The 25376-nt window shown below is 40.8% G+C and carries 24 protein-coding genes; 17 read left to right on the top strand and 7 right to left on the bottom strand.

What is annotated here, in order from left to right; translation table 11 throughout:
- Nucleotides 1-124: 124 nt before the first annotated feature.
- The 7 genes from ORQ98_RS06755 (at nt 125) to ORQ98_RS06785 (ending at nt 4103) form a co-directional block, all read left to right on the top strand.
- Nucleotides 125-559 carry a GNAT family N-acetyltransferase gene (locus ORQ98_RS06755; protein ID WP_274688028.1) on the top strand — a complete coding sequence of 145 codons (435 nt, stop codon included), beginning with the start codon at nt 125-127 and terminating at the stop codon, nt 557-559.
- Nucleotides 560-592: 33 nt separating this feature from the next.
- Nucleotides 593-1075 carry a GNAT family N-acetyltransferase gene (locus ORQ98_RS06760; protein ID WP_274688029.1) on the top strand — a complete coding sequence of 161 codons (483 nt, stop codon included), beginning with the start codon at nt 593-595 and terminating at the stop codon, nt 1073-1075.
- A 3-nt stretch (nt 1076-1078) separates the two neighbouring features.
- Nucleotides 1079-1459, top strand: a complete 381-nt coding sequence (locus ORQ98_RS06765; RefSeq protein WP_274688030.1) for a VOC family protein — start codon at nt 1079-1081, stop codon at nt 1457-1459.
- A 37-nt stretch (nt 1460-1496) separates the two neighbouring features.
- Nucleotides 1497-2033, top strand: a complete 537-nt coding sequence (locus ORQ98_RS06770) for a GNAT family N-acetyltransferase (RefSeq protein ID WP_274688031.1) — start codon at nt 1497-1499, stop codon at nt 2031-2033.
- A 373-nt stretch (nt 2034-2406) separates the two neighbouring features.
- On the top strand, nt 2407-3036 hold the full coding sequence (gene can / locus ORQ98_RS06775) for a carbonate dehydratase (protein WP_274688032.1): 630 nt from the start codon (nt 2407-2409) through the stop codon (nt 3034-3036).
- A gap of 191 nt (nt 3037-3227) precedes the next feature.
- On the top strand, nt 3228-3566 hold the full coding sequence (locus tag ORQ98_RS06780; protein WP_274688033.1) for a VOC family protein: 339 nt from the start codon (nt 3228-3230) through the stop codon (nt 3564-3566).
- A gap of 108 nt (nt 3567-3674) precedes the next feature.
- Nucleotides 3675-4103, top strand: a complete 429-nt coding sequence (locus tag ORQ98_RS06785) for a hypothetical protein (protein ID WP_274688034.1) — start codon at nt 3675-3677, stop codon at nt 4101-4103.
- Between the two features lie 69 nt (nt 4104-4172).
- Here ORQ98_RS06785 and ORQ98_RS06790 read toward each other — a convergent pair whose 3' ends face one another.
- The gene (locus ORQ98_RS06790) at nt 4173-4856 is read right to left on the bottom strand and encodes a hypothetical protein (protein ID WP_274688035.1); all 684 of its coding nucleotides are present in this window, start codon (nt 4854-4856) and stop codon (nt 4173-4175) included.
- Between the two features lie 733 nt (nt 4857-5589).
- Between ORQ98_RS06790 and ORQ98_RS06795 the strand changes: the two genes are divergently transcribed.
- Nucleotides 5590-6453 (top strand): alpha/beta hydrolase, encoded by an 864-nt coding sequence (locus ORQ98_RS06795; protein WP_274688036.1) that lies wholly within the window; start codon nt 5590-5592, stop codon nt 6451-6453.
- 16 nt (nt 6454-6469) lie between these two features.
- On the opposite strand, the gene ORQ98_RS06800 is transcribed toward ORQ98_RS06795, so the two are convergent.
- Nucleotides 6470-7849, bottom strand: a complete 1380-nt coding sequence (locus ORQ98_RS06800; RefSeq protein WP_274688037.1) for a TRAP transporter large permease — start codon at nt 7847-7849, stop codon at nt 6470-6472.
- Entirely contained in the window at nt 7849-8400 is a 552-nt protein-coding gene (locus tag ORQ98_RS06805) for a TRAP transporter small permease subunit (protein ID WP_274688038.1), read from the bottom strand. The genes ORQ98_RS06800 and ORQ98_RS06805 overlap by 1 nt, the downstream gene beginning before the upstream one ends.
- 372 nt (nt 8401-8772) lie before the next feature.
- On the opposite strand from ORQ98_RS06805, the gene ORQ98_RS06810 reads away from it, so the two are divergent.
- The 8 genes from ORQ98_RS06810 (at nt 8773) to ORQ98_RS06845 (ending at nt 21051) form a co-directional block, all read left to right on the top strand.
- The gene (locus ORQ98_RS06810; protein ID WP_274688039.1) at nt 8773-9750 is read left to right on the top strand and encodes a PstS family phosphate ABC transporter substrate-binding protein; all 978 of its coding nucleotides are present in this window, start codon (nt 8773-8775) and stop codon (nt 9748-9750) included.
- 206 nt (nt 9751-9956) lie between these two features.
- The gene (locus tag ORQ98_RS06815) at nt 9957-12251 is read left to right on the top strand and encodes an ABC transporter permease subunit (protein WP_274688040.1); all 2295 of its coding nucleotides are present in this window, start codon (nt 9957-9959) and stop codon (nt 12249-12251) included.
- Nucleotides 12252-12272: 21 nt separating this feature from the next.
- Nucleotides 12273-13943, top strand: coding sequence for a phosphate ABC transporter permease PstA (gene pstA, locus ORQ98_RS06820; protein ID WP_274688041.1), 1671 nt, complete (start codon nt 12273-12275; stop codon nt 13941-13943).
- Between the two features lie 366 nt (nt 13944-14309).
- Complete coding sequence (gene pstB, locus ORQ98_RS06825; protein WP_425347674.1) at nt 14310-15110, top strand: phosphate ABC transporter ATP-binding protein PstB; 801 nt, start codon at nt 14310-14312, stop codon at nt 15108-15110.
- A gap of 191 nt (nt 15111-15301) precedes the next feature.
- Nucleotides 15302-16024, top strand: coding sequence for a phosphate signaling complex protein PhoU (phoU, locus tag ORQ98_RS06830; RefSeq protein WP_274688043.1), 723 nt, complete (start codon nt 15302-15304; stop codon nt 16022-16024).
- A gap of 301 nt (nt 16025-16325) precedes the next feature.
- Entirely contained in the window at nt 16326-17390 is a 1065-nt protein-coding gene (locus ORQ98_RS06835) for an ABC transporter substrate-binding protein (protein ID WP_274688044.1), read from the top strand.
- 158 nt (nt 17391-17548) lie between these two features.
- Complete coding sequence (locus tag ORQ98_RS06840) at nt 17549-20023, top strand: EAL domain-containing protein (protein ID WP_274688045.1); 2475 nt, start codon at nt 17549-17551, stop codon at nt 20021-20023.
- Between the two features lie 107 nt (nt 20024-20130).
- On the top strand, nt 20131-21051 hold the full coding sequence (locus tag ORQ98_RS06845) for a response regulator (protein ID WP_274688046.1): 921 nt from the start codon (nt 20131-20133) through the stop codon (nt 21049-21051).
- Between the two features lie 246 nt (nt 21052-21297).
- On the opposite strand, the gene phoR is transcribed toward ORQ98_RS06845, so the two are convergent.
- The 4 genes from phoR to ORQ98_RS06865 all read right to left on the bottom strand — a co-directional run bounded on the left by phoR (nt 21298) and on the right by ORQ98_RS06865 (nt 24955).
- A complete protein-coding gene (gene phoR / locus ORQ98_RS06850; RefSeq protein ID WP_274688047.1) occupies nt 21298-22623 on the bottom strand; it encodes a phosphate regulon sensor histidine kinase PhoR in 1326 nt (441 codons plus the stop codon).
- Between the two features lie 2 nt (nt 22624-22625).
- On the bottom strand, nt 22626-23315 hold the full coding sequence (gene phoB, locus ORQ98_RS06855; protein WP_163836011.1) for a phosphate regulon transcriptional regulator PhoB: 690 nt from the start codon (nt 23313-23315) through the stop codon (nt 22626-22628).
- Between the two features lie 173 nt (nt 23316-23488).
- Nucleotides 23489-24364, bottom strand: a complete 876-nt coding sequence (gene ubiA, locus ORQ98_RS06860) for a 4-hydroxybenzoate octaprenyltransferase (protein WP_274688048.1) — start codon at nt 24362-24364, stop codon at nt 23489-23491.
- A gap of 27 nt (nt 24365-24391) precedes the next feature.
- Nucleotides 24392-24955 (bottom strand): chorismate--pyruvate lyase family protein, encoded by a 564-nt coding sequence (locus ORQ98_RS06865; protein WP_274688049.1) that lies wholly within the window; start codon nt 24953-24955, stop codon nt 24392-24394.
- Between the two features lie 161 nt (nt 24956-25116).
- Here ORQ98_RS06865 and ORQ98_RS06870 point away from each other — a divergent pair, with 161 nt between their 5' ends.
- Nucleotides 25117-25284, top strand: a complete 168-nt coding sequence (locus ORQ98_RS06870) for a rubredoxin (protein WP_274688050.1) — start codon at nt 25117-25119, stop codon at nt 25282-25284.
- Nucleotides 25285-25376: the final 92 nt, after the last annotated feature.

Consider the following 25376-nt stretch of genomic DNA (forward strand, 5'->3'; position numbering starts at 1 on the left):
ACTCTTCGAGAATGATTTTTATACCCCTAGGGCACAAGGGCTTTGTTACCATCACCTCTTCACCCCTAAAAATGATTCATGATGGGTGTAAAATTAGGCTTTTACCAATATAAATGATTGAAACATGAAAATAGTAGCTGTAGATAAAACTGAATATATAGAAATAGTTAATGTATGGGAGGCATCAGTAAGAGCCACTCATGAATTTTTAACCGAAGCAGATATCAAATTCTTTAAGCCAAAAATACTAAATGAATATCTTCAGGCTGTAGAAAACCTGTGGTGTGTTAAAAATCGTCAAGAGCACATTATTGGCTTTGTAGGTGTTGCTGATGATAACATTGAGATGTTGTTTATTTCACCAGGCAATAGAGGTAAAGGCATTGGTAAACTATTAACAAGCTATGCAGTGGAACAGTTAGGCGCTAATAAAGTTGATGTAAATGAGCAAAATACCCAAGCTGTCGGTTTTTATGAACGATTAGGGTTTAAAGTGGTAAGTCGCTCTGAGGTTGATGGACTGGGAAAGCCTTATCCATTATTACATATGCAGTTATAGTATTAGTTTTATTCGTTTGAGAGAGAAAGATTGATGTCAGAAGTAGTAATTCGCCAAGCAACTTATAAAGATGCAAGTTTAATTCTTGAATTTATCAAGGAGCTAGCCAGATACGAAAAAGCTGTACATGAAGTGATAGCAACAGAAGCAGATATCATTGAAACGTTATTTGCTGACACTTCGACAACTCAAGCATTAATTTGTGAAAGTGGTGGGCAGCCAATAGGGTATGCTGTTTACTTTTTCAACTATTCTACTTGGTTGGGTAAAAATGGATTATATCTTGAAGACTTATATATTACACCTAAAAAACGCGGAGTAGGGGCTGGTAAAGCGATGTTAACCTATTTAGCTAAGCAAGCGGTATCTCGCAACTGTGGTCGATTTGAATGGAGTTGTCTTGACTGGAATGAGCCTGCTATCAAGTTCTATGAGTCTTTAGGAGCTAAAGCACAAAGTGAGTGGGTTGGGTATCGTTTGTCTGGACAATCACTATTAGACTTAGCTAAGTCATAATGTATGCTTATTGAACATATCAACATCAGTGGGCCAAGTGAGCTGTTGGCAGAGTTAAAAGCGTTTTACGGCGAGTTGTTTGATTTGGTTGAAGGGTATCGGCCAAACTTCTCTCGAAAAGGCTATTGGCTATACTCTGCAGATAAAGCATTGATTCACTTGACAGAAAGTAATAAGCATTATCGCAATGAAAAGCCAGGATACTTAGATCATATTGCTTTTCAGATTACTGGATTAAAGGAATTTATTTCTAAACTGAAAAAGATGGATATTGAATTTACTGTGGATCATTTAGCTGATATAGGTATGACTCAACTATTTTTCAAAGACCCAGCAGGAATAGGGATTGAAGCTAATTTTTTGTACGAAACAATTTCCAGCTGATAAGTAACAAAAAATACCAGGGTAAGGTGAAAATAATATGTTTATATTAGAAGTAAATGAGACTATTAAATTAGAGCTTGTTCATCCAGCAATAGCTCAGCAGTTATATGAGTTAGTCGAAAGTAATAGAGCGTATTTATCAGAATGGCTACCATGGGTAAGTAGAACAGAGTCGGTTGAAGACTATGAGTCTTTTATTAAGCAAGTGTTATATGACTATGCCGCTGGTAAAAAAATGGCTTGTAGTATTTTATTTGAAGATAAGTTAGTTGGAGTATGTGGTTTTAATGCTATTGAGCCGATTTTAAAGAGAGCTGAAATAGGCTATTGGATAGCTGCTGAGTATCAAGGAAAAGGAGTTGTGACCCAGGTTTGTCAAAAGCTAATAGAAATCGCTTTTGATTATTATAATGTGGATAAAGTACAAATCTCTGCAGCTAAAGAGAATATTAAAAGCCGCGCTGTTTGCGAGCGATTAGGAATGAACTTAGAAGGGATTATTACCAATCAAGAAAACGTTAATGGTAAAATAGTAGATCATGCTATTTATGGATTACATAGAGAACAAAAATAATACTAATGCAACGGTCATCACTTTTCATACGATAGAAGATGGACTAATAGTCAAGCAAAAGGAATTTTGGCCAGATAGCTTTGAACCTCCTCTATGGCGTAGAAAATGGATGAAGATTATTTAATGTCAGAGTTTAGCACTGTAATGACCCGGTGCTCTATATGATACGTTTGAATGATAAGTGAAGGCTCTATACCTATTGAACGCTAGACATGAAGGAGACAGCGTAAAGTGCTACAACTTTAGATGGCAAAACTAGGGTTGGTTGGATAGAATTTATTACTGTACAGATAATTGTTTTAGACCCTAACAGGCTCCTACCCAAGGGTGATCAAAACGTTTATCCAAACTGAAATCATAGGGCATCTAGGTTGTGAAAACACTGAAACATTTACTTGATAGAAACCAAGCTTGGGCTGCTTCGATTAAAGAGAAAGATCCAGAGTTTTTTGCGCAATTGTCTAAACAACAAGCACCAGAGTATCTCTGGATTGGGTGTTCTGATAGTCGAGTTCCCGCTAATCAGATAGTTGACTTACCTCCTGGTGAAGTATTTGTCCATCGCAACATTGCCAACGTTGTTGTTCATACGGACCTTAACTGTCTTTCGGTTCTGCAATTCGCAGTCGAAGTGCTAAAGGTAAAGCATATTATTGTGTGTGGCCATTATGGCTGTGGTGGAATTAAAGCTGCCATTGATCATCATGAGCATGGTTTGATCGATAACTGGCTTAGAAATATCAAAGATATCTATCGTTACCACCAGGAAAAGCTAGATGAGGTTAAGGATGAAAGAGAACGCATCAATGCCTTGTGTGAGCTGAATGTTATTGAGCAAGTAGCCAATGTATGCCATACCACAATCGTGCAAAATGCATGGAAAGCTGGTCAGGAGCTGTCTGTACATGGTTGGATTTACAGTATAGAGGATGGCATATTGAGAGATTTAAATGTATGCACGACTAGCCTTAATGAAATCGACCAGATTCACCGAGTAAAATAATCACTTTCATGTATTAATCAGTAAAACCAGGCTGTTATTAATTATTTAATGACAGCTGAAAAAAAACGTTTTACAAAACTCATTTAATATATTTCGCAAAAAATAAAAAAATCAGCCTTTCATGGGTTGAGAATAAATATTAAATAATAGCTGTTTTACGAGCTTTACTTGAACGACTTTAGGGGATAAAAGTGATTAACGGCTTAAATCATATTACAATGGCAGTAAATAATTTAGATAAGTCATTTGATTTTTATGTGGAAATTTTAGGCTTCAAGCCTCATGCAAAATGGAATAAAGGAGCATATTTGTCGGTTGGAGAGCTTTGGCTTTGTTTATCTGTAGATCATACCCAGCCAAGTAATGACTATACTCATATTGCATTTGATGTGAGTGAACAAGATTTTCCAATTTTAAAGGATCGACTGGTTGCAATGGAGGTTAGGCAATGGAAGGTTAATACGAGTGAAGGTAGTTCTCTCTATATACTTTCCCCCGATGGCCATAAACTGGAAGTTCATGTGGGTTGATTGCAAAGTCGTTTAGACTCACTGAAAAACAATCCTTATCCAGGTTTAGAGCTATACTAACTGCTATTGTTAAAGGTTATTAAGGCTTACCTATACGAGGGTTAGACAATGGCTGCTGAAACTCAAGACTCTCACTTGGAAAATCTCTCAAAAGACTTAGTACAATCCTTGGCTGAAGGTGGCTTGTCTTGGGAATGGGATAATCGCTTTAACACTGCACTAACAGCTTTTTCTGTAAGCAAGCAAGAGCTAGTGCATCAAGCAGTTAGTAAAAGCCTAGATACAATTTTGGATGCATCTAGTATTGAAACTGCATCTGAAGCAGTCAAAAGCGTATCTAAAAGTCTAGGAGGGATTTCTCCTGGGCAGCAGCTATTGATATCTGACCCAGGGAGTGGTTCATTTTTATATTGCGCATGGTGGCCATGGGGGAATGGAGAGAGTATTTCCATTCGTATAGCACCAGTATTTATTGGGGATGAGGCTGGCAAACAAGCTTTATTAAGCCGATTTAAAGAAATATTTTGCATAGCATAAACCCCTATTCTGAGGCCAATAAAAAAGGCTACACTAATGTAGCCTTTTATTTTGCATACTTAATTGTTATTAAGCTTTAGCGCGGCGATATAAACCAAGTAAGCCTAATGCAATTAATGCAAGAGGTGCTGGGGTTGGTACTGGTACTGGAGGCTTAGGTGGAACAATAGTAGTGTTTCTATTGTGGAAGTCTATACCATTAATACCAGAGTATTTCCAGTGAGTGATTGTGTTGCCATTGTATTGTGCATTGGGGGTATAGTCTGCATGTACCCAGCCGCCAATAGTATTATTGAACTCGATACCACCTAACAGATCGCCTGTCTGGTTACGTAACTTTTCATTGATTTGAGCAACGTTAATGGAGAAGTCTAACGTTTTAGTATTTTGGTGATAATTAATTACATTTTCAAAGCGCTGAACGACAGGGTTTTGGTAGTTTGGTCCATTAATGCGATAGCCTTGGTTAACAGTAATAATATTGTTTTTCAGGTCGATATGCATAAAGCCTGCATTTTTATTGCTAGGGCTGCTGCCACGGTTCACTACAGCCCATAGGCCATCAGTATCGCGAGTTAAGGATGCTTTGAAAGTGAACTGTTGTAATTGATTGTCGTAAGTGAAGGTAGCCTTTTCAATTGAGTCTTTATTGTTTGGTCTGTTGTGCTTGTTTTGCTCATAAGTATAAACAGTTGCTTGAGCTGTTGTTGCTAGAACGCTACCTAGTGCTAATGTTACTAAAGCTTTTTTCATTTGATTGATAACCTTATAAGAATTTGTCGTGTATGCCTTGCATATTGCTGATTTTAATAAAACCGATATACGAGGAAACTTTACTGCCATTGGAGAGCTAGTATTGTGCCAATTATTATAAAACTGGTTTTATTTAGTGGCTTATTTTAGTAAACGAGGCACTTAACACATTTTGCCTGATAAAGAGTCTGTAAATGTTTTTGCTATATTTCACAGGACAATATCTACAATAATAAGGGATAAATATTGATCAGAATGGGTGTTTTCTGCGTGTAAATGCTTTTGACAAAGCAGAAAATATATGGAACTAAATGAAATAATCGTTATTTATGCCTCGTGAGTACTTAATTAATAAGCGATTTATTGTGCGCTTGCTCAATTTATATTTCGCTAATGTAAATGAGATGAATAAAAGCTCGTAAAAAATATCGTCAGTTATCACTTTCATAAACTAACACTCAGTTAAATTCGTCACTGAATGAATGTGCACTGATGTGGCTGAAAAACAGCCAATACTATTAATTATGTTTGTGTAATATTCTTATTATTCATGAAGTATATGAACTGAATTGCATTGCAACAGCTTGGCTTTATTTGTAATGTGAATTGATTCAAGGATGCCTCTCATAGTTGCTTATGGCCTCTGCGCAAGTTGACGGGGTTGTGCATAAGACCTGAGACAGTCGACAATTATTAGTTAGAGGTGCCCTCAAGTCGTGAACCAGGAAGGGCTATGCAATACCAACAGTATACTCAAGAGTCCCTAGATAGGGACTATAATAACCGCCAAGCAGTGACTAACTTTGATCAAATTCTTTCGTCGTGGCAGGAAGCCAGTAAAAAAGCACGCCAGTTTTATGTCCACTTTGATGATATTAGGTATGGTCTGTCGAATCGTGAGACACTCGATGTTTTTCCAGCTAAACAGGCAAACCAACCGGCTATTTTATTTATTCATGGTGGTTACTGGCAGTCGATGGATAAAAAGTTTTTTCATTTTTTAGCCCCTATATGGGTAGATCGTGGTGTTAACTTTATTTTTATTAATTACCCACTTGCACCTCATGAAACCCTTACGGGAATAACTAGTAGTATCCAGCGAGCACTTCACTGGTTTTATCAGCATGCCGCTGATTACAAAATTAACCCTGATCAGCTATTTCTAATGGGGCATTCAGCGGGTGCCCATTTGGCTAGTTATTTGTTAACGATTGACTGGCAACGGCTTAGCCCGAAAATTCCTAACAATGTGATAAAAGGTGTCACTGCGCTCAGTGGAATTTATAATTTGACACCCATCCAGCATAGCTTTGTGAATAGTGTTCTAAGGCTTACTGATGAAGAGGTGAGTCATTATAGTCCTTGTCGGCTGAAGCCATTAACTAACGCTTCGTTATTGTTAGCGGTGGGAGATCAAGAAATTAAAGGGTTTCACGATCAACAGCAGGTATTTGGGGACAGTTGGCGTAGGTATTTACCAGAGTTAAAAGAAGTCAAAGTTAAAGGAACTAATCACTTTACTATTTTGGATCAACTTGGTGAAGCTGGCTCACCGCTATTTATTAAAGTGAGCCAGCAGTTAGGGTTACTCAGTTAAGGTTAATGGCTATCTGTTATCCATACATTGCTTGTGGCAGCCATGTAGTTAACCCTGGCCAATAAGCCAATAGAGCTAGCAAAATGAGCTGAATGATAATGTAAGGTGCAACACCTTTATAAATATCTGTGGTGCATAAGCCTTTTGGTGCGACCCCTCGTAGATAAAAAAGTGCAAATCCAAAAGGGGGGGTTAAGAATGAAGTTTGTAAGTTAACTGCAATCATTACCCCTAGCCAAATGGGGTCCAGCCCCATTGCCAACAACACAGGCCCAACAATGGGCACTACTACAAAGGTGATTTCGATAAAATCTAAAATAAAGCCAAGCAAGAAAATAACTAACATCACAATAAAAGTGGCAGTAACAACACCACCAGGCATATCGTTAAAAATTTCCTGAATCACCTCATCGCCACCATAGCCTCTGAATACCAGCGAAAATACAGAGGCGCCGATCAGGATCATAAAGACCATACAGGTGACTTGAGTAGTAGATTGAACAACCGCTTTTAATTGGTTAATACTGAGCTGCTTTTTGCTTAATGCCAGAATTGTTGCTCCAACTGCCCCTACTGCTGCTGCTTCAGTAGGCGTAGCAAGCCCGCCCAAAATTGAGCCAAGTACAGCAAAAATCAGTAGCAGTGGGGGGACCAAGCTACCTAGCAGGCTGCTGCTGTCATGAATATCTTCCTTAAGCTGTTTAGTATCAACTGCAGGAGCATGGGCGGGTTTGAGCACGGCCACTACAAATTGGTAGGCAATGTACATGATTACTAGCAGTAACCCTGGAATAATCGCCCCGACAAATAAATCACCTACAGATACTGTTTTGGGTGAAAAAATTCCCATATCAATTTGGGCTTGTTGATAGGCACTCGATAAAACATCACCTAATAAAACTAGAGCGATAGAAGGTGGAATAATCTGTCCCAAGGTACCTGTTGCGCAGATAGTGCCTGAGGCTAAGCTTTTGTTGTAGCCTCTTTTTAGCATGGTGGGTAGTGATAGTAATCCCATGGTTACTACAGTAGCACCAACAATACCGGTGCTGGCAGCTAATAACATACCCACTACCGTAACGGAAATACCTAGTCCACCAGGGAAACGGCCAAACAAAAGAGCCATGCTGTTTAGCAAGTTTTCGGCTATTTTGGACTTTTCCAGCATGACGCCCATAAAGACAAATAAAGGAACAGCCATTAGGGTTTCATTGGTCATGGTGCCATAAAGGCGGCTTGGTAATGCATTAAGGATAATGGGGTCAAAAGCACCAGTTGCAGAGCCTATGGCTGCAAACGCAATTGCAGTACCTGCTAAGGTAAAGGCGACTGGATAGCCCAGTAGTAGCACTCCACAAACAACAGCAAACATCAATAGTGGTATTGCTTCCATCATTAGGCAGCCCCCTCATTAACCGACTCATTAGGAGGTGTTTCCTGGTTTTTTATAATGAGAATTGCGCGAAGAAACTCCCCAATACCTTGCAGAAGCAGGGTGGCTACTAATGCTAAAATAAAGCTTTTCAGTATGAAAACTCCAGGCAACCCTCCGGCTTGGCTGGAGCCTTCGTAGATTCGCCAGGACTCAGTGACAAATGTCCAACTCATCCAACCAATAAATAACACCACTGGAATAAGTAAAAATAAACTGCCAAAGCAATTGACCAGTGCTTGGGTCTTAGGTTTGAAGTGACAATAGAAAATATCAACTCGCACATGCCCATTATGCTTAAGGGTATAGCCGCAGGCGACTAGGAAGATAAAGGAGTGCACGTAAATGGCAGACTCCTGAAAGGCAATTGAGCCAAAACCAAAGCCATAACGTAAAACCACTACCACAAATACAATGGCCATTAATAGCAGGTTAAACCATGCGGTAAAATTGCCAATTGCTTCTGTGATTCGGTCTATGATGGCAACAACATTAGTTATCTTTTTAATGCTCATCTGACACCTATACTGAGTACTTAAGTAGCATTGAGTGCTCTTATATATTGTTGTTTATTGTTTCCAGTACTGAATGGCAAACGCCAGCAGTAATCCCTGGGTAATTATCCTGGCCAGTATACCAAGTTATTAGACATTAGCGATTTGTAGAACACTTTAACGAGGGCTTGTGCAAATCAAAACTAGTTTAGGAAAAGTGAAGTGGTAAATGGGGAGACTGTTAATCCATAAAATGACCAATATGCGACAAGTTAGTGACGTGTTGTTGATTTTTTATTCATACCTTTAACAAAAACGTCATATTTACTCCATATAGTTAACACCACTTAGATTAATACTGTGCCGGGAAAACAAATCTATTAGGAGCATGTGATGAAATTGAATAGCATTCTTCCAGCTGCTGCCCTAGTTGCGGTAGGCACGATGAGTGGGCTAACCCAGGCTGCTCAAGAAGTAGACCCTAAAATAACTAGCTACACTAAGGCCAGCGGTGTTTCTGGTAACTTATCAAGTGTTGGCTCTGATACCCTGGCTAACTTGATGACCTTATGGGCAGAAGAGTTCAAGCGAGTCTATCCGAATGTTAATATCCAAATTCAAGCAGCAGGTTCATCAACCGCCCCACCCGCTTTAACGGAAGGAACTGCTAACTTAGGGCCGATGAGCCGTAAGATGAAAGATAAAGAGCTGGAAGCATTTGAGAAAAAATATGGCTATAAGCCAACCGCAATTCCAGTTGCTATCGATGCGCTAGCGGTATTTGTTAACAAAGATAATCCCATTAAAGGCTTAACCATCAAACAGGTTGATGCGATTTTCTCTACTACCCGTAAATGTGGTCATAAAGAAGATATTAATACCTGGGGTAAAGCAGGCTTAAATGGCCCATGGGAAAAGCGCGATATCCAGTTATTTGGCCGTAACTCTGTATCTGGCACATATGGCTACTATAAAAAGAAAGCCCTTTGTAAAGGTGACTTCAAAAATAATGTAAATGAGCAGCCAGGATCAGCTTCAGTCGTTCAGTCGATAAGTGCTTCTATTAATAGTATCGGTTACTCAGGTATCGGCTATAAAACATCAAGTGTCCGTACGGTACCACTTGCCAAGAAAGATGGGCAGCCGTTTATTGAAGCGACACCTGAAAACGCGGCTAAAGGCTCTTATCCGCTTTCTCGATTCCTGTATGTTTATGTAAACAAGCAGCCAAATAAACCACTGTCACCACTGGATCGAGAGTTTTTTAAGCTGGTTTTATCAAAACAAGGTCAGGAAGTTGTAATAAAAGATGGTTATATTCCTCTGCCTGCCAAAGTAGTTGAAAAGCAGCTGAAGAAGTTAGGTGTTTAATCTCGTACACCTCTTCTAGCCGAAAGCTTTGATGTAGGCTATCTAGAGAAATAAGTGAAAACAAAGTGTAAGCCGAGTGTTATTTAAGATAGCGCTCGGTTAATTTGTTTTTATCGAAACTCAAAAATACAGCTTGTGAATATTTCAACACTGCTCTTCATTAGACTGTAATATATTTGTAATAATCAGCCTCTATCGTACCTGCCATGAATGAGCAAACCACATACACACCAAATATTGATTTAAACACGGCAAGTGCCAAACGTTATCGGCGTTTACGTCACTTTAAAGATATCTTTGCTAAGTGGGGTGTCGCTATTGGAGGCATTGGAGTCATTGTCGCCATACTGTTGATATTTCTCTACTTAATGTATGAGGTCATGCCGCTGTTTAAGTCAGCATCTATCGAAAAAATCAGCCAATATTCGGTACCTGTAGTAGAAGTAGAAAACGGGGCTGAGGAGCAAGCTAAAACCCTTTATCTCAGCATGGAGGAGCAGGCGGAGATAGGTCTGAGGGTTGATAGTGCAGGGAATGCTATCTTTTTTAGAACCCATTCAGGCGAAATACTAAAAAAGCATGCTGTACCCATACCTGCAAATAACACGATAACGGCTATAGCTGAGGCAGGACCTGGGACTGATGAGCTTGCTTTAGGGTTCAGTAATGGTGAAACATTAGTTTTTAAGCATGAGTATACTGTGAGTTATGGTGAAGACAATCAACGCTTGATCGAGCCATCTATTCAATATCCTTATGGTAAAGAGCCAGTGGTATTATCTAAAAATGGTGATGCAATTACCCATATTGCTATTCGTGACACAGAAGAGTCTCTTGCCATTGCTGGTGCAACAGATAGCAAGCTGCTGCTCAATATTCTCAATAAAGAAGAAGATTTTCTAACAGAAGAAATTACGTTTGAGGAGGAGCACTTAGAGCTGCCAAAAATTACTGGAGATATTAAAGGGTTGTTGATTGATCCTGAGCAACGCTGGCTTTATGTGTTAATTGATCAAGCACAGCTGGCAATTTTGAATATTGCAGATCGAAATACTCCAAAAATTAACAGTGTGTTAGATGTTACCAGTGGTGAATATCAATTATCGCAAGCAAAATTATTGCTTGGTGGCGTCTCTTTATTATTAGGAGATAGTGGCGGCAATATCTCTCAATGGTTTCTTGTTAGAGATAAAGACAGCGAATGGCGTCTAGAGCGAATTAGGGACTTTAAATTAGCAAATAATAACATAACAAGTATTGCCCCTGAACATCGCCGAAAAGGGTTTTTGGTTGCAGACGATCAAGGACAGATTGGTATTTACAACACAACAGCCCGTCGCACATTAATTAATGAACAAATCAGTGAAAAGCCAATTGCTTGGTTAGCAGTTTCTCCTCGTGGCAAAGCATTTTTAGCTGAAGATCAAAATGGTCAGGTGAGTTTCTGGAGTGTTGATAATGAGCATCCAGAAGTTTCTTGGTCGGTGCTATGGGATGAAGTATGGTATGAAGACTATGACAAGCCTGATTATATTTGGCAGTCATCAGCATCTACCAACGACTTTGAGCCAAAGATGAGCTTAATGCCATTAGCATTTGGTACCCTAAAAGCAGCGTTTTACGCAATGTTGCTCGCTACACCACTGGCAATTTGTGGCGCAATTTATACCGCTTATTTTATGGCACCTGCCATGCGTCGAAAAGTTAAACCAGTAATTGAGTTAATGGAAGCATTGCCTACGGTTATTCTCGGATTTCTGGCTGGACTTTGGCTTGCACCGTTTGTAGAAGACCACTTAACAGGAATTTTTGCCTTACTCATTGTGGTTCCAATAGGCTTTTTATTGGTTTCATTTGGTTGGCATCAACTACCGGATAATATTAGACATCGAGTGCCGGATGGTTGGCAGCCATTATTATTAATTCCAATAGTCATTATTTTAAGCTGGTTAGCTATTAGCATGAGCGCCACGATGGAAGGCCTGTTTTTTGGTGGTGATATGCGTAGTTGGTTGGGTGAACAGGGTATTAGTTTTGACCAGCGTAATGCACTTGTTGTTGGCTTAGCTATGGGATTTGCAGTAATCCCAACGATTTTCTCGATCACTGAAGATGCTATTTTCAGTGTCCCCAAACATTTAAGTTATGGTTCTTTAGCATTAGGAGCAACCCCTTGGCAAACCTTAACTCGGGTTGTTCTGTTAACCGCAAGCCCAGGTATTTTTTCTGCTGTCATGATTGGCATGGGTAGAGCTGTGGGAGAAACGATGATTGTACTAATGGCAACAGGTAATACCCCCATAATGGATGTCAACATTTTTGAGGGAATGCGTACTTTGGCGGCCAATATTGCTGTGGAAATGCCGGAATCTGAAGTAGGTAGTTCTCATTACCGGGTATTATTTTTAGCTGCACTAGTGCTGTTTTTATTTACCTTTGTTGTTAACACTATGGCTGAAATGATTCGTCATCGGCTTAGAAAACGTTACAGCTCGCTATAACAGTTGAGATAGGTGAAAGTGATGCGTATCTCCTTACAAAAATGGTACCGAAGTGGCGAACCTTGGGTTTGGCTGAACGCTGGTGCCGTAGCCATCAGCATTGTTATGGTGGTGGGTTTATTAGCATTAATTGCCGTAAGAGGCATGGGGCATTTTTGGCCTGCTGCTATTATGCAAGCCAATTATGAGCTACCTGGTACTGAAAGCCGGTTGGTTGCTGGTGAAGAAGTTGATCATGAAGAAGTCCCTATAAAGCAGCTTAAAAATGCAGGCGTACCCATTATAGAGGGTATCGAAACCATGCAACGAACGCTGCTAAAAGTGGGTAATCGTGATTTGACCAATGCTGATTTTCAGTGGGTAGTCGCTAATTATTTAACTAATATAGAATACCCTGAAGAAGTTATGGCAATAGAGCGCCGAGAGTGGGGTAATTTTTATGGTTACTTAAGAGCAGTGAAACAGGATGGAGAATTAATAGCAGGTGCCAACGACGCAGAGCTATGGAGTATTTTCCAGCAGCGGATTGAGCGGGCATTAACGATTTACGACGATATTTATGAAATTGAAAAACATGATATTGGTGCAATAAACTCTGAGCTGGAAAGGTTAAGGTTACAGCAGCGTCGGTTGGAGTTGGACAATGAATTAACGCCAACTCGGTTAGCCGATATCAAGGCTCAAGAAGCAGAACTACAAGCACAATATAAACAACTTGAGAAGAAGTTAGCTAAATTACATGTTTCCTTTCAGCGTGACAGTATTGTTGTTGACTCTGTTGATGGAAACACCACTGAAATATCACTGGCTAAAATTGTTAGGGCATATAAGCCTAATGCCATGAGCCTTTGGCAAAAAATAGCCTTTTATGGTGATAAAGTGTGGGAGTTTGTTAGTGATGACCCCCGTGAGGCTAATACCGAAGGCGGTATTTTCCCAGCCATTTTTGGCACAGTAATGATGGTTATTCTGATGTCAGTTATGGTAACGCCATTTGGCGTTATCGCTGCAGTTTACTTACGAGAATATGCTAGCCAAGGTGCCATTACCCGAACGATCCGAATTGCTGTGAATAATCTAGCGGGTGTGCCATCTATTGTTTATGGCGTGTTTGGTTTAGGCTTTTTTGTTTATTTTCTTGGCTCTAATATCGATCAGCTATTTTTTCCTGAGGCATTGCCTTCGCCAACTTTTGGTACCCCAGGGTTACTATGGGCTTCTATTACCTTGGCACTACTCACTTTACCGGTTGTGATTGTTGCAACGGAAGAAGGCTTATCGCGTATTCCAAGGGCTGTGCGTGAAGGTAGCCTGGCGCTTGGAGCAACCAAGGCTGAAACTTTGTGGCGAGTTGTACTACCAATGGCTAGTCCTGCTATGATGACGGGCTTAATCCTGGCTGTAGCAAGGGCTGCAGGTGAGGTGGCACCTTTAATGTTAGTGGGGGTGGTGAAATTAGCTCCTTCACTACCGCTGGATGGCAACTATCCTTATTTACATCTAGACCAGAAGTTTATGCATCTGGGCTTCCATATTTATGATGTAGGTTTCCAAAGCCCCAATGTGGAAGCGGCTCGCCCATTAGTTTATGCCACAGCGTTGTTATTGGTCATTGTGATTGCTGTATTAAATTTATCGGCTGTCGCAATTCGTAATCATTTACGTGAAAAATATAAATCGTTAGAAGTCTAACTGTCGCATTCTTAAATTATTATTGAATACGACACTAGCTATAGCCAAAGCGAATGGTTTTTAGGGGTCTAGCTTACTACTGTAAAGCTAGCGATAGCAGCACTAACTGAAATAAAAAGTGCTAGCTGGGCCGTCGAGCGACGAAGTCTCATGAGTTTATGTGTTTATAAATGATTGGGGTAAGGAGAGACGACAACAAACCCTAAAAATCATTCGAGAAGGGTATATATGAAATTAATTTATATATAGCCAGTAATAAAGCATTTATTATTAAAATAGTGAGAGTATGTTATGACGACCCTCGCAACCGTTGAAGCACAGAAAACTAACCAACAGGGAAACCAGCCATTGACTCATGGTGTAGATATGGCAACCCTCGGTCGTGGGAGGCAAAGTCTTGACTTAAGTCAGGAGCAACTTTGTCTTGAAATTGCCAACGTTAATTTATTTTATGGTGAAAAGCAGGCGCTATTTGACATCAATATGTCAATTCCGCAAAAAAGGGTAACAGCCTTTATTGGCCCTTCTGGTTGTGGTAAATCTACGCTATTAAGAAGCTTAAACCGGATGAATGATTTGGTGGACGGCTGTCGGCTAGAGGGCCGGATTGCCTTGGATAATCAAAATATTTATGATCGATCTGTTAACGTAGCGGATCTTCGCAGGCGGGTGGGAATGGTGTTTCAAAAGCCTAATCCATTTCCAAAAAGTATTTATGAAAATGTTGCCTATGGGCTAAGAATCCAGGGAATTAATAAAAAGCGGGTGTTGGATGAAGTAGTTGAGTGGGCTTTAAAAGGCGCTGCATTATGGGACGAAGTGAAAGATCGACTTCATGAAAGCGCTCTAGGGATGTCAGGTGGACAACAGCAACGGTTAGTTATTGCCAGAACTATTGCTGTAGAACCTGAAGTATTACTACTAGATGAGCCTGCATCAGCGTTAGACCCTATCTCTACATTAAAGATTGAAGAGCTTATTAATGAGCTAAAGTCTAAATATACCATTGTTATTGTTACACATAATATGCAACAGGCTGCTCGGGTTTCAGACTACACCGCGTTCATGTATATGGGTAAATTAGTAGAATTTGACGATACAGATACATTGTTTACCAACCCAGCACAAAAGCAAACAGAGGACTATATTACAGGACGCTATGGCTAAATTGCATACACTTGGGAATTAATATAAAGACCATAAACATCAAGTGTCGTTTTTGAGGAATGATATCAGCTATTATTAAAGTAAGCTGTGTAATGATAAAGTAAACTTATTAATCTGACATACTTTCAGGTATTGCCTGGGTTTTAGCGGGCCCAGGGCTCCGCCGATTCACAACAAGGTTGCAAGCAGTAATGGACATCAATTCAGACGCTCACACTCAACATATTTCCCAGCAATTTAATGCAGAACTTGAAGAAGTAAGAAATAGCTTGCTGGCAATGGGGGGCTCCGTTGAAAAGCAAGTCAGTGATGCCGTTCGAGCGCTTATTGATGCGGATAGTGAGCTAGGTAAACAAGTGCGTAAAAATGATGACCAAATCAATGCAATGGAGCTTACCATTGATGAGGAATGTGCACGCATTTTAGCGAGAAGGCAGCCAGCAGCCAGTGACTTACGGCTAGTTATAGCCTGTTCAAAAATGTCGACAGACTTGGAGCGTATTGGTGATGAAGCAGCTAAAATTGCTGGCCATGCCATTGAATTAACCGAGGAAGGTGAAGCACCAAAAGGGTATATTGAAACCCGTCATATTGGTGCCCGAGTACGTCGCATGGTTCAAGAATCACTAACCGCTTTTGCCCGCTTTGATACAGAAATGGCCTTGAGAGTAGCCCAAGAAGATAAATCGGTTGATTTAGAGTACCAAAGTGCTATGCGAGAGCTAGTTACTTTTATGATGGAAGACCCCAGAAGTATTACTCGAGTATTAAATATTATGTGGGTGCTGCGGTCTTTAGAGCGTATTGGCGACCATGCCAGAAATATAGCCGAACATGTTATTTATTTAGTAAAAGGGACGGATGTTCGGCATATTGGTTTAAAACGGATGAAAGAAGAAGTATTAGAGAAGTAGTTTTTATCAACTCTTTCAAATTTTATAGTAAAGCTGTTCCCCCCTTTGGTAAAGGGGGGGTAGGGGGGGATTTTATTTGAGCATAAAAGACTGTGGGCTGTTTTAGATGCCTTGAATAAGCTTTCATGAAATCCCCCTCAATCCCCCTTTTTCAAAGGGGGAGGTTGGGCTCCACCATGGCTCTAATCCTTTCGCGATACCCTATCACTACATTAACTTTTATCCCCCAAGATATCATTCTTTAAATAAAATACTAATAAAACCTGCTGCCTAACTTATTGAAAGCTATTATTAACACATAATGCGCTTCAATATATTTTTCCTAATCATTATTTGGCTTAGTTGTAACTATGGTGTTTTAGCTCATGCTGCAGTAAGCAACACAGTTAAAACAGATCAGCCTGAGCTGAGTGTTCTTATTCGTTATAATTATTTATCGCCCACTGTATATAAGCAATTTGAGCAAAAATACAACGTAAAAATTAAACTGGTGTATTATAGTAGTGATGATGATAGAAATTTGTTATTGCTGGAAAGTGATGGGCGCGGCGTTGATGTTGTTTGTGTTGATTCTACTTCAGCAACAGCTTATATCGCAAGTGGCTGGATAACCCCGCTTACTGATTTTGAACTAAAAAATACTCAGTATATCGATAGTCATTGGTTAACCCAGCATAATTTGTTAGAAAAATTTGCAGTGCCATATTTTTGGAAAGTATTAGGAATTGCTTTTCATAATGAAAGGTTAAAAGAACCTATTAAGCATTGGAGTAATATTATTAATCCATCCCCTTCGCTTTATAGCAAAATTCTGATGCCACCGACAGCCCATGAAACGGTGGCAATTACTTTGCTTAGTTTAGGCTATTCAGCCAATAGCACCAGTATCAATGCCTTACAAAAAGCAGAATTAACCCTAACTAAACAGCGGCCTTTTGTTTTATGGACAAGTGATATTCGTTACCCCGCTACAGGTTCTATCAACGAAAACTTATGGGTAAGTGCTGTTTATAATGGAGAAGCTTATGCGTTAATGCGTAGTGGCGTACCTATAGAATTTACTATTCCTAGTGAAGGCTCAGTGATGATATTAGATTATTTAGCAGTAGCAGAGGAGTCTGAAAAAAAACAACTAGCAGCTACATTTATCGATTTTCTTAATGAACCGCATAATGCGGCAGAAAATGCTCACTATGTAGCGTACTCCAGCCCAAATGCTGCTGCAAGAGCTTTACTCCCAGAACCAATGCAACAGAGTCCATGGTTATATCCATCCCTTCAAGTAATGCAGAAGCTTGAACTATTATTGCCATTGCCAAGTACTGCAACTAAGAAAATTAGTCAGATTTATTTCCATTTACAATAAGCCGGTTTTTCTTTTGGTTCTTCATGAAGGCCAGAGGCGGCAAACAATTATTAGAGGTGCCCTATGTCTAAAAATGATATGTTCTGCTGAAGTATTCGGGCTAATATACTGAATATAATGTTTTTTAATAGTTATTTTAGTAAATAGTACTTACCAGTATGAAGTTAAGGGCGAAAATAATTCTGTTGCTGATGCCCACGGTAGTTTTACCGGTTCTACTGCTGGGGTTTTTAGCTTATAAGGAAATAAAGCGGCTTTATGAGCATCAAACCCTTGATCAAATGACCCTCAAGATTAAAGAGGTAAAAACCCAGGTTAATCATTTGCAACGGGTGAGTATCGGCAATATCAGTTTATTGGCTTCCACCAATTTGCTAAAGCGGTATTTTCAGTTGGATGAAAATAAGCGCTATCAGCTGCTTTACCGCCCGTTATTACAAGTATTTCAAAATTATCAAAATACGTATTCAGACCACTTTGAAATTCGTTTGCTGTTGCCAGACGGTTATGAGGATGTGCGTTCTACCTGGGAGCCAGTTGTTAACCAAACGGATCAGGAAGGAGGAGAGCCTTGGTTTCGCCGCTTAAAAGAGAGTGATCAGGAAACTCAGGCATTTTTCATGCTACATCCGGATACTCAAAGCCTTACATTATTAGTATCCAAAGCGGTACGGTTAGCTGATCAATCGATTGACCCTTTATTTGCAGAAGCTAAATTACGAGGCTATTTAGTCATCTCAGTAGACACCAGCGAGCTATTGCAATATTTGCAGCAAGCTCGGATTGGTAACAATGGCTATATGTTTTTGGTTGATAACCAGGGGCAGACGTTATATAGCCCAAAACCTGATAAAACAATAATGGATAAAGCGCTATTCAGCCGACTAAAAAACCAAGTTAATGAAACCCTAAAAGCGCCATTTGCGAATGATGAGTCCTACTTGTCGTTAGTGCAACTTGCTGACAATCTGAGTCTTATTGCTGTTTGGCCAGAGGCTGATGTTCATGTAATTACTGAACGGGTTGAAGTAGTAGTGGCGGTAATTACTTTTGGCACGATGTTGGTGGGTGGTTTTTTACTGTATTGGATTTTAAATTCCTTAATTGTTAATCCCATTGTTTATCTCAAACAAGCGGCTTTAGATATTGCTGAAGGCAATATGAAAGTGGCAATTGATACTAGACAAACAGATGAAATTGGTGATTTAGCCAAAGCTTTCAATGATATGCGTGATAGTTTGCGAGAGACGGGTATTGCACTGCATAAAATTGCTTACCAAGATAGCCTTACAGGGCTTTCCAATCGCAACATGTTTATTGAATCGCTAAATCGAACCATAGCGCACTGTAAGCGGCAAAAGCTTTGTTTTGCATTACTCTTTATTGATTTGGATGGGTTTAAGGTAGTCAATGATACATTAGGACATGATGCGGGAGATGATCTACTAAAAACCTTTGCTAATCGACTAAGGCTTTGTTTACGTACAGAAGATTTAATTTCTCGCAATATTGCAGACTTGTCTGATAGTACCCTTGAGCCTGATGAAGGCGTTTCTCGACTGGGTGGAGATGAATTTACTATTTTACTCAATGGTGTAGCCAAAGGAGAGGATGCTAGCCTGGTTGCAGAACGAATTCTAGAGGCTTTATCACATCCATTTATATTAAAAGGGCAGCGTTATCACCTGGGGGCCAGCATAGGTATAACAGTTTATCCTGATGATGGTGAAGAAGCAGGAGAGCTATTAAAGCACGCCGATACAGCAATGTATCATGCTAAGAACTTGGGTAAAAATACTTATCAATTTTACCATAACGCAATGACAACCAAGGCAATGGAGCGCCACGAACTATTAACTGATTTACGTAAAGCCATTGAGCAAGGCCAAATGGTACTTCACTATCAACCACAACTAGAACTTAAATCAGGTGAGTTAATTGGTTGTGAAGCGTTGGTTCGTTGGGAGCATCCAACAAAAGGCTTGATAGCACCTTTACGCTTTATTCCACTCGCTGAGGAGTCTGGTTTAATTGTGCCGTTAGGTGAATGGGTATTAGAAGAAGCTTGCCGCCAAGCAAGGGAGTGGCAGCTGGCGGGTTTTAAGCCTCTTAAAGTGGCAGTAAATGTATCAAATATTCAGTTTAATCGAATGGACATCTGTCAGCTAGTCACAGACAAACTTTCCATAACAGAGTTAGAAGCTAAATACTTATTAATAGAGTTAACTGAAACCAGCATTATGCAATCTGGTGATGTGTCCTTTGAAATGCTTCAGGCTATTAAAGGTCAAGGGGTGGGGATAGCCATGGATGATTTTGGTACAGGCTATTCATCACTGGGTGCGTTAAAAAAACTACCTATTGATAACCTGAAAGTAGATAAAAGCTTCATTGATGAAATTCCTGAGAACAGTGAAAGTAAGGTAATTTTTAAAGCGATTGTGGCAATGACCAAACAGTTTGGTATTAGCCTGACGGCAGAGGGAGTCGAGACGAGCGAGCAGTGTGACTTTCTACAAATCCATGGTTGCGACTTTATTCAGGGGTATTTGCTGAGCAAACCACTCCCTCCAAAAGAAATGGAACAATTTTTGGCTAACCATAGCGAGCCTATGTTGATTAAGTCAGGTTAAGATTTTTAATTGTAGGTAGGTCATTTCAATCAATGGCCATTGACTATTTAGTCTATATTCTCATTAGACGAGCTTTTTGGGTTTAGCCCAAAGGGGCTGACATAACGATGAAAAAAGTAAAGTTATTAGTTGTTGATGATGCATCCTTTATCAGGGACCTGGTAAAAAAAGCAGTGAAAGATCGTTTTCCTCACTTTATTTTTGAGGAGGCGATTAACGGCAAAAAAGCCATGTCCATGCTAGAGAAAAGTGAATACGACTTGGTGTTGTGTGACTGGGAAATGCCAGAGCTGAGCGGCCTGGAGCTATTGCAGTGGATGCGTAACGAGTATCAGTATAATAAAACCCCTTTTATCATGGTAACCAGTCGCGGTGATAAAGAAAATGTTGTCCAAGCGATTCAAGCTGGTGTGAGTGAATATATTGGCAAACCATTCTCTAATGATCAGTTGGTGAAAAAAGTCATTAAAGTGCTATCCAAGCGGCTACCCCGTGATGTATTGGAAGGTAAGGCGACCAAAAGTGCCCTTGAAAGCAGTGTTTCGCAAGGCTCGATATCAGCACTTGGTGCTAAGGCAGTAGGAGGGGCACCAGCTAAGCCTGCGGCTAAAGCTGCCCCTCAACCAGCCCAGTCAGGCTCTGTTGCAGCATTAACAGGAGGTACAACGGCGTCAGCTAAGCCGCAAGCAAGTAAAAAACCAACAAAAGGCCCTGCGCAATTGCGAGTGCATGATAAAACGATTCCTTGTGAAATTCAGGATATCAGCTTAAAAGAAGCAAAAGTGATTGCCAGTCGTGAGCATGGTATTCCTCAGTTGTTGGACACAGCGGTAATAGACTTGCAGCAAAATGATAATGCCGGTGATATAGCCAGAATTAACTGTTTAATCCATACATTACAGGCACCTCAAAAAAATATTAATGCAGAAAATATTGTCATTTCAGTGGTTTTTGTTGATGAAGATCCACAGAAATTTGATTATTTATCGAAGTTTATTGCTTCGGGGTCTGGGAAAAAATACTGGTGATATACTCTTCGCGAATGATTTTTATACCCCTAGGGCACAAGGGCTTTGTTACCGTCGTTCTTCACCCCAGTCATTTAGTTTATCTAAACTCCTGGAGCTTCATCGCTCAGTGGCCTCGCCTAAATAATCCTTCGCTTTGAGTATATACTACTTTATTTTTACACCTAAAAATGATTCATGATGGGTATATGCCCTTCGCTTTAGGCATTATTGTGAATTACGAAATTTTTTAGTTCTTTTAGGGCTTTATTCCACGAGTTCTGGACAATCTTCACTGGCGATCATGGTGGGTGGGAAGTGGCAGATAAAACAGCTGCCTTTACCAAGCTCACTTTGGATTTCTAAGCGAGCGTTATGTCTGATCAGTACGTGCTTCACAATGGCTAGGCCAAGCCCAGTGCCACCAGTGTTAATTGAACGACTGGGATCTGCACGGTAAAACCGCTCAGTAAGGCGTGGGATATGCTTGGGGTCAATACCAATTCCATCATCCATCACGGAGAGATGTCCACCAGAGTCATCTTCCCACCAATGCACATCAATTTGTCCTGCAGCGGGAGTGTACTTGACGCTATTAAAGATCAGGTTAGAGATAGCGCTATGCAACTCTCGATCATGGCCTAGCAGTTTTGCACTTTCTGGACAAACCAGCTGGATATGATGACAACGGTCACCACTGAGCGCTTTGGCATCACTAATAATGTTTGACAAGATCTGCTGTAAGCAAATTGGCTTTAAATCAGCTTGTCGGTCGCTGGTTTCTAGTCGTGATAACAACAGTAAGTCGCTGACCAGATTTTCCATTCGGTCTGATTGTTGCTGCATTTGCTGTAAGGCGCGTATCCAGCGTTCAGGCAAAATATCAGCGTTATCCAGCAAGGTTTCCAGATAACCTCTGATCACTGTCAGGGGGGTTCTTAATTCGTGGGAAACATTTGCCACAAAGTCTTTTCGCATTTGCTCAAGATTATGCAGTCGGGTAATGTCTCGTACTAACAACAAGCGATCATTGCGACCAAACAGGGTAATGTTGAATTGTAAGATGAGCTGGTCATTGATGGGGGAGGGTACTTCCAGCGCTTCTTGATATTCCTTTTTGTCGAAATATTTGAAAAATGCTGGGTCTCTGATTAGGTTTGTGATTAATTGCCCCTGATCTACAGGGCTCTTAAATCCGAGCATGGCTTCTGCAGCTTGGTTCCACCATTCCAGGTTGCCCTGATTGTCAACCATAATCACAGCATCATTAAGCGCTGCAGTAGACTCTTGAACGCGGTCAATCACTGCTTGTAGCCGGGCGCGCGCCTTTTGATCTCGACGCTGTAGCCGGTAGATAGCATCAAATATATCTCCCCAGATACCACGACTTTCTGGTGGCTCTAGGTGATTGTGCTCACTTTCTTGAAGCCAATGGCTGAGGCGAAAAACCTGTAACAGTGTCCAGCTAAGGTATCCCGCTAAGACAATTGCTAAAACCCAGGCCACTTCTCCAATAGCTACTCCAAACAACACACTGACTACTACAGTGATAGCGAGCCGCTGAATAATTTCGCCTTGCCAGTTAACTTTCACCGTTAAGCCTTAGTTGAGAACCTATAGCCAGTGCCTCTAACGGTCTGAATAAAGCGATCATGGCCAGTGCCTAGTGCTTTACGCAGTCGTCTGATATGAACATCAACGGTACGCTCTTCAACGTACACATTGCCGCCCCACACTTGGTCTAATAACTGGCCACGGGTATAGGCTCGCTCTTGATGTGTCATAAAGAACTGCAATAAACGGTACTCAGTAGGTCCCATCTCAGTCGGCTTACCGTTAATGCTAACTCGGTGGCTGATTGGGTCCAGCTCAAGCCCTTCAACCCTGATGGGCTCTTGAGGTTCCTGAGCGCCAGAGCGCCTCAATACTGCTTTCAAACGGGCAACCAGTTCTCTGGGGGAGAATGGTTTGGTGATGTAGTCATCTGCTCCCACTTCCAGGCCCTGAATTTTATTATCTTCTTCGCCTTTGGCGGTTAACATGATGATGGGAATATTGGCCGTAATTTCATCACGGCGAAGCCGTCTAGCCAATTCAATTCCACTGGTTCCTGGTAGCATCCAATCAAGCAAAATTAGATCGGGTTTCTTATCGATCATGATGCTATGCGCATCTTGCGTGTTATCTGCTTCCAGACATTCGTAGCCTGCCATTTCGAGTGCAACTGCAATCATTTCTCGGATGGGGGCCTCATCGTCCACTATGAGTATTTTTTTGCCAACCATTTTCAAGCCTTCTCTCGCTTTCAAGTTGTCAGCAGAGCATTACACAGTCTTTATGTTACATTTGCATGACATTCGTATGGCTCTGCCCTGAAAGTGTTTCCAATCCATGAGTTTTATGACTGTGGCTCAATACCACAGTGAGAAGTTTTCCTAGTTATTACCTACAAATGAAACTAAGAAACAGCACTATCACAAACTATTCCAACAAAGACAAACATGCCTGCCCAGTGATTGTTTAAAAATGCTTTAAAGCATTGGGACCGATCACGATCTTTGATTAAGTACTGCTGATAGATAAACAGCCCAGCCATTAAACCGATGCCAATAAAGAACAGCCAACCACGCTGAAATAAATAGCCTACCCCTGCTAACAAAGCTAGAGTAATTATTTGTAATAAGCCAATCATAAGTTTATCAGCTTTCCCAAATAAAATAGCAGTAGATTTGACGCCTATTTTTAAATCATCATCTCTATCTACCATGGCATAAGCCGTATCGTAGGCAACTGTCCAGGTCAGATTAGCCAAAAACAGTAACCAGATAGCATGGTTTAGCTCTCCAGTTTGAGCAGTATAGGCCATAGGAATCGACCAGGAAAAAGCAGCCCCTAATACAATTTGTGGGAAATGAGTGTAGCGCTTCATAAAGGGGTAGCAAATCGCTAAAGCCAAGGCACCAAAGCTCAGTAAAATAGTCAGCTGATTAGTAAATAACACCAGTACCAGCGCAATTGTACAAAGTGCTACAAAGCAGCCAATTGCTTCCTTAAGCGTTAGCTCACCAGTAACCAGTGGCCGACTTTGAGTACGTTTAACATGGCCATCAAAGTGACGATCAGCAATATCGTTGATTACACAGCCTGCGCTGCGCATTACTGTGACACCTAAGCAAAAAATAATAATCAGGTGCCAATCTGGCAGACCATCAGCAGCTAGCCACAAGCTCCAAAGGGTTGGCCAAAGCAATAGGTAAAGACCAATAGGGCGGTTTAAACGGGTGATACTCAGCAATGCATTGAGTTTGTCAGAAGAGCTACTGGTTATTTCCATCCTGTTAGTCACTATCAATAAGCATGATTATGTTAGTTGTTGCAGTGAAAAAATCGTCGGCAAAAATAGTTCACTTACCGCTAGCTGCCGCTGGTTAATGATAAAAACCGATTGCCTGCCCCAACAGTCTTGATTAATAGCTGAGTGCGCTATTGTTGAGGGCATGGGTAATGCCTGCAGCTGCTCATGACTAAAGTGAGCATACTGAAAGTTTGGGTTACGTTTGCTACTGGCATGAGTAAATAATAACTTGCCTAGTGGCTCTGTATCGAGACTGAGTAGTGGTTGACAGCTTAGCAAGCCGGTAAATGCTGGTATCACAGTACGTGCATAGATTACTGGCTGCTGGCAGACACACAGAATCACTTCACGAATAAATGCTGACTGCTGCTCTGGAATACCCAACTGCTTTTGTTCAGAAAGAAGTGCAGGCTGCCACTGTTGGCTGATCAGCTTGACTGATAGGGATTGAAAGGTATCCTGCAAGCGTTGTGAGAGAGAACCCGTGAATGTCAGCCAGTCATGCCAGGGTGCAGGTATGTTAAGATGAGGCTGCCACTGAGCAGTTTCAAAGATAGATAATGCGCTCACAATGAAGTTTTTACTTAATACTGATTAGTTGTCTGGCGCGCAGAATGCGATATCTTGCTATCAGTTGCAAGTTTTGAATAGAAGGGTACCTCTCATAATTGCTTGCTGCCCTAGTGAACTATAACTGATTAGCCCTTATTAGTGGGTGAGGAGCCTGACATATGAAAAAATGGCAATGTGTAGTTTGTGGATTTATTTATGATGAGGCGGAAGGCTGGCCAGAAGAAGGAATAGCCCCTGGTACCCGCTGGGAAGATGTGCCAGAAGACTGGTTATGTCCAGACTGTGGTGTGAGTAAGCTGGATTTTGAAATGATTGCAATTGGTTAGTATTTGCTTGCTAATGGTTAGGTGTAGTTGTTAGTTAAATGTAATCAAACGCTTCCGTTTTTACGATCTGAAATAAATTATAAAATAGCCGA

The organism is Spartinivicinus poritis, from assembly GCF_028858535.1.
Lineage (GTDB): Bacteria > Pseudomonadota > Gammaproteobacteria > Pseudomonadales > Zooshikellaceae > Spartinivicinus > Spartinivicinus poritis.

Excerpts from the sequence above, each read along its gene's own strand:
- ORQ98_RS06755 (WP_274688028.1), top strand. The coding sequence starts at position 125 with ATGAAAATAGTAGCTGTAGATAAAACTGAATATATAGAAATAGTTAAT.
- ORQ98_RS06760 (WP_274688029.1), top strand. The coding sequence starts at position 593 with ATGTCAGAAGTAGTAATTCGCCAAGCAACTTATAAAGATGCAAGTTTA.
- ORQ98_RS06765 (WP_274688030.1), top strand. The coding sequence starts at position 1,079 with ATGCTTATTGAACATATCAACATCAGTGGGCCAAGTGAGCTGTTGGCA.
- ORQ98_RS06770 (WP_274688031.1), top strand. The coding sequence starts at position 1,497 with ATGTTTATATTAGAAGTAAATGAGACTATTAAATTAGAGCTTGTTCAT.
- ORQ98_RS06785 (WP_274688034.1), top strand. The coding sequence starts at position 3,675 with ATGGCTGCTGAAACTCAAGACTCTCACTTGGAAAATCTCTCAAAAGAC.
- ORQ98_RS06790 (WP_274688035.1), bottom strand. The coding sequence starts at position 4,856 with ATGAAAAAAGCTTTAGTAACATTAGCACTAGGTAGCGTTCTAGCAACA.
- ORQ98_RS06795 (WP_274688036.1), top strand. The coding sequence starts at position 5,590 with ATGCAATACCAACAGTATACTCAAGAGTCCCTAGATAGGGACTATAAT.
- ORQ98_RS06800 (WP_274688037.1), bottom strand. The coding sequence starts at position 7,849 with ATGATGGAAGCAATACCACTATTGATGTTTGCTGTTGTTTGTGGAGTG.
- ORQ98_RS06805 (WP_274688038.1), bottom strand. The coding sequence starts at position 8,400 with ATGAGCATTAAAAAGATAACTAATGTTGTTGCCATCATAGACCGAATC.
- ORQ98_RS06810 (WP_274688039.1), top strand. The coding sequence starts at position 8,773 with ATGAAATTGAATAGCATTCTTCCAGCTGCTGCCCTAGTTGCGGTAGGC.
- ORQ98_RS06815 (WP_274688040.1), top strand. The coding sequence starts at position 9,957 with ATGAATGAGCAAACCACATACACACCAAATATTGATTTAAACACGGCA.
- pstA (WP_274688041.1), top strand. The coding sequence starts at position 12,273 with ATGCGTATCTCCTTACAAAAATGGTACCGAAGTGGCGAACCTTGGGTT.
- pstB (WP_425347674.1), top strand. The coding sequence starts at position 14,310 with ATGGCAACCCTCGGTCGTGGGAGGCAAAGTCTTGACTTAAGTCAGGAG.
- phoU (WP_274688043.1), top strand. The coding sequence starts at position 15,302 with ATGGACATCAATTCAGACGCTCACACTCAACATATTTCCCAGCAATTT.
- ORQ98_RS06835 (WP_274688044.1), top strand. The coding sequence starts at position 16,326 with ATGCGCTTCAATATATTTTTCCTAATCATTATTTGGCTTAGTTGTAAC.
- ORQ98_RS06840 (WP_274688045.1), top strand. The coding sequence starts at position 17,549 with ATGAAGTTAAGGGCGAAAATAATTCTGTTGCTGATGCCCACGGTAGTT.
- ORQ98_RS06845 (WP_274688046.1), top strand. The coding sequence starts at position 20,131 with ATGAAAAAAGTAAAGTTATTAGTTGTTGATGATGCATCCTTTATCAGG.
- phoB (WP_163836011.1), bottom strand. The coding sequence starts at position 23,315 with ATGGTTGGCAAAAAAATACTCATAGTGGACGATGAGGCCCCCATCCGA.
- ubiA (WP_274688048.1), bottom strand. The coding sequence starts at position 24,364 with ATGGAAATAACCAGTAGCTCTTCTGACAAACTCAATGCATTGCTGAGT.
- ORQ98_RS06870 (WP_274688050.1), top strand. The coding sequence starts at position 25,117 with ATGAAAAAATGGCAATGTGTAGTTTGTGGATTTATTTATGATGAGGCG.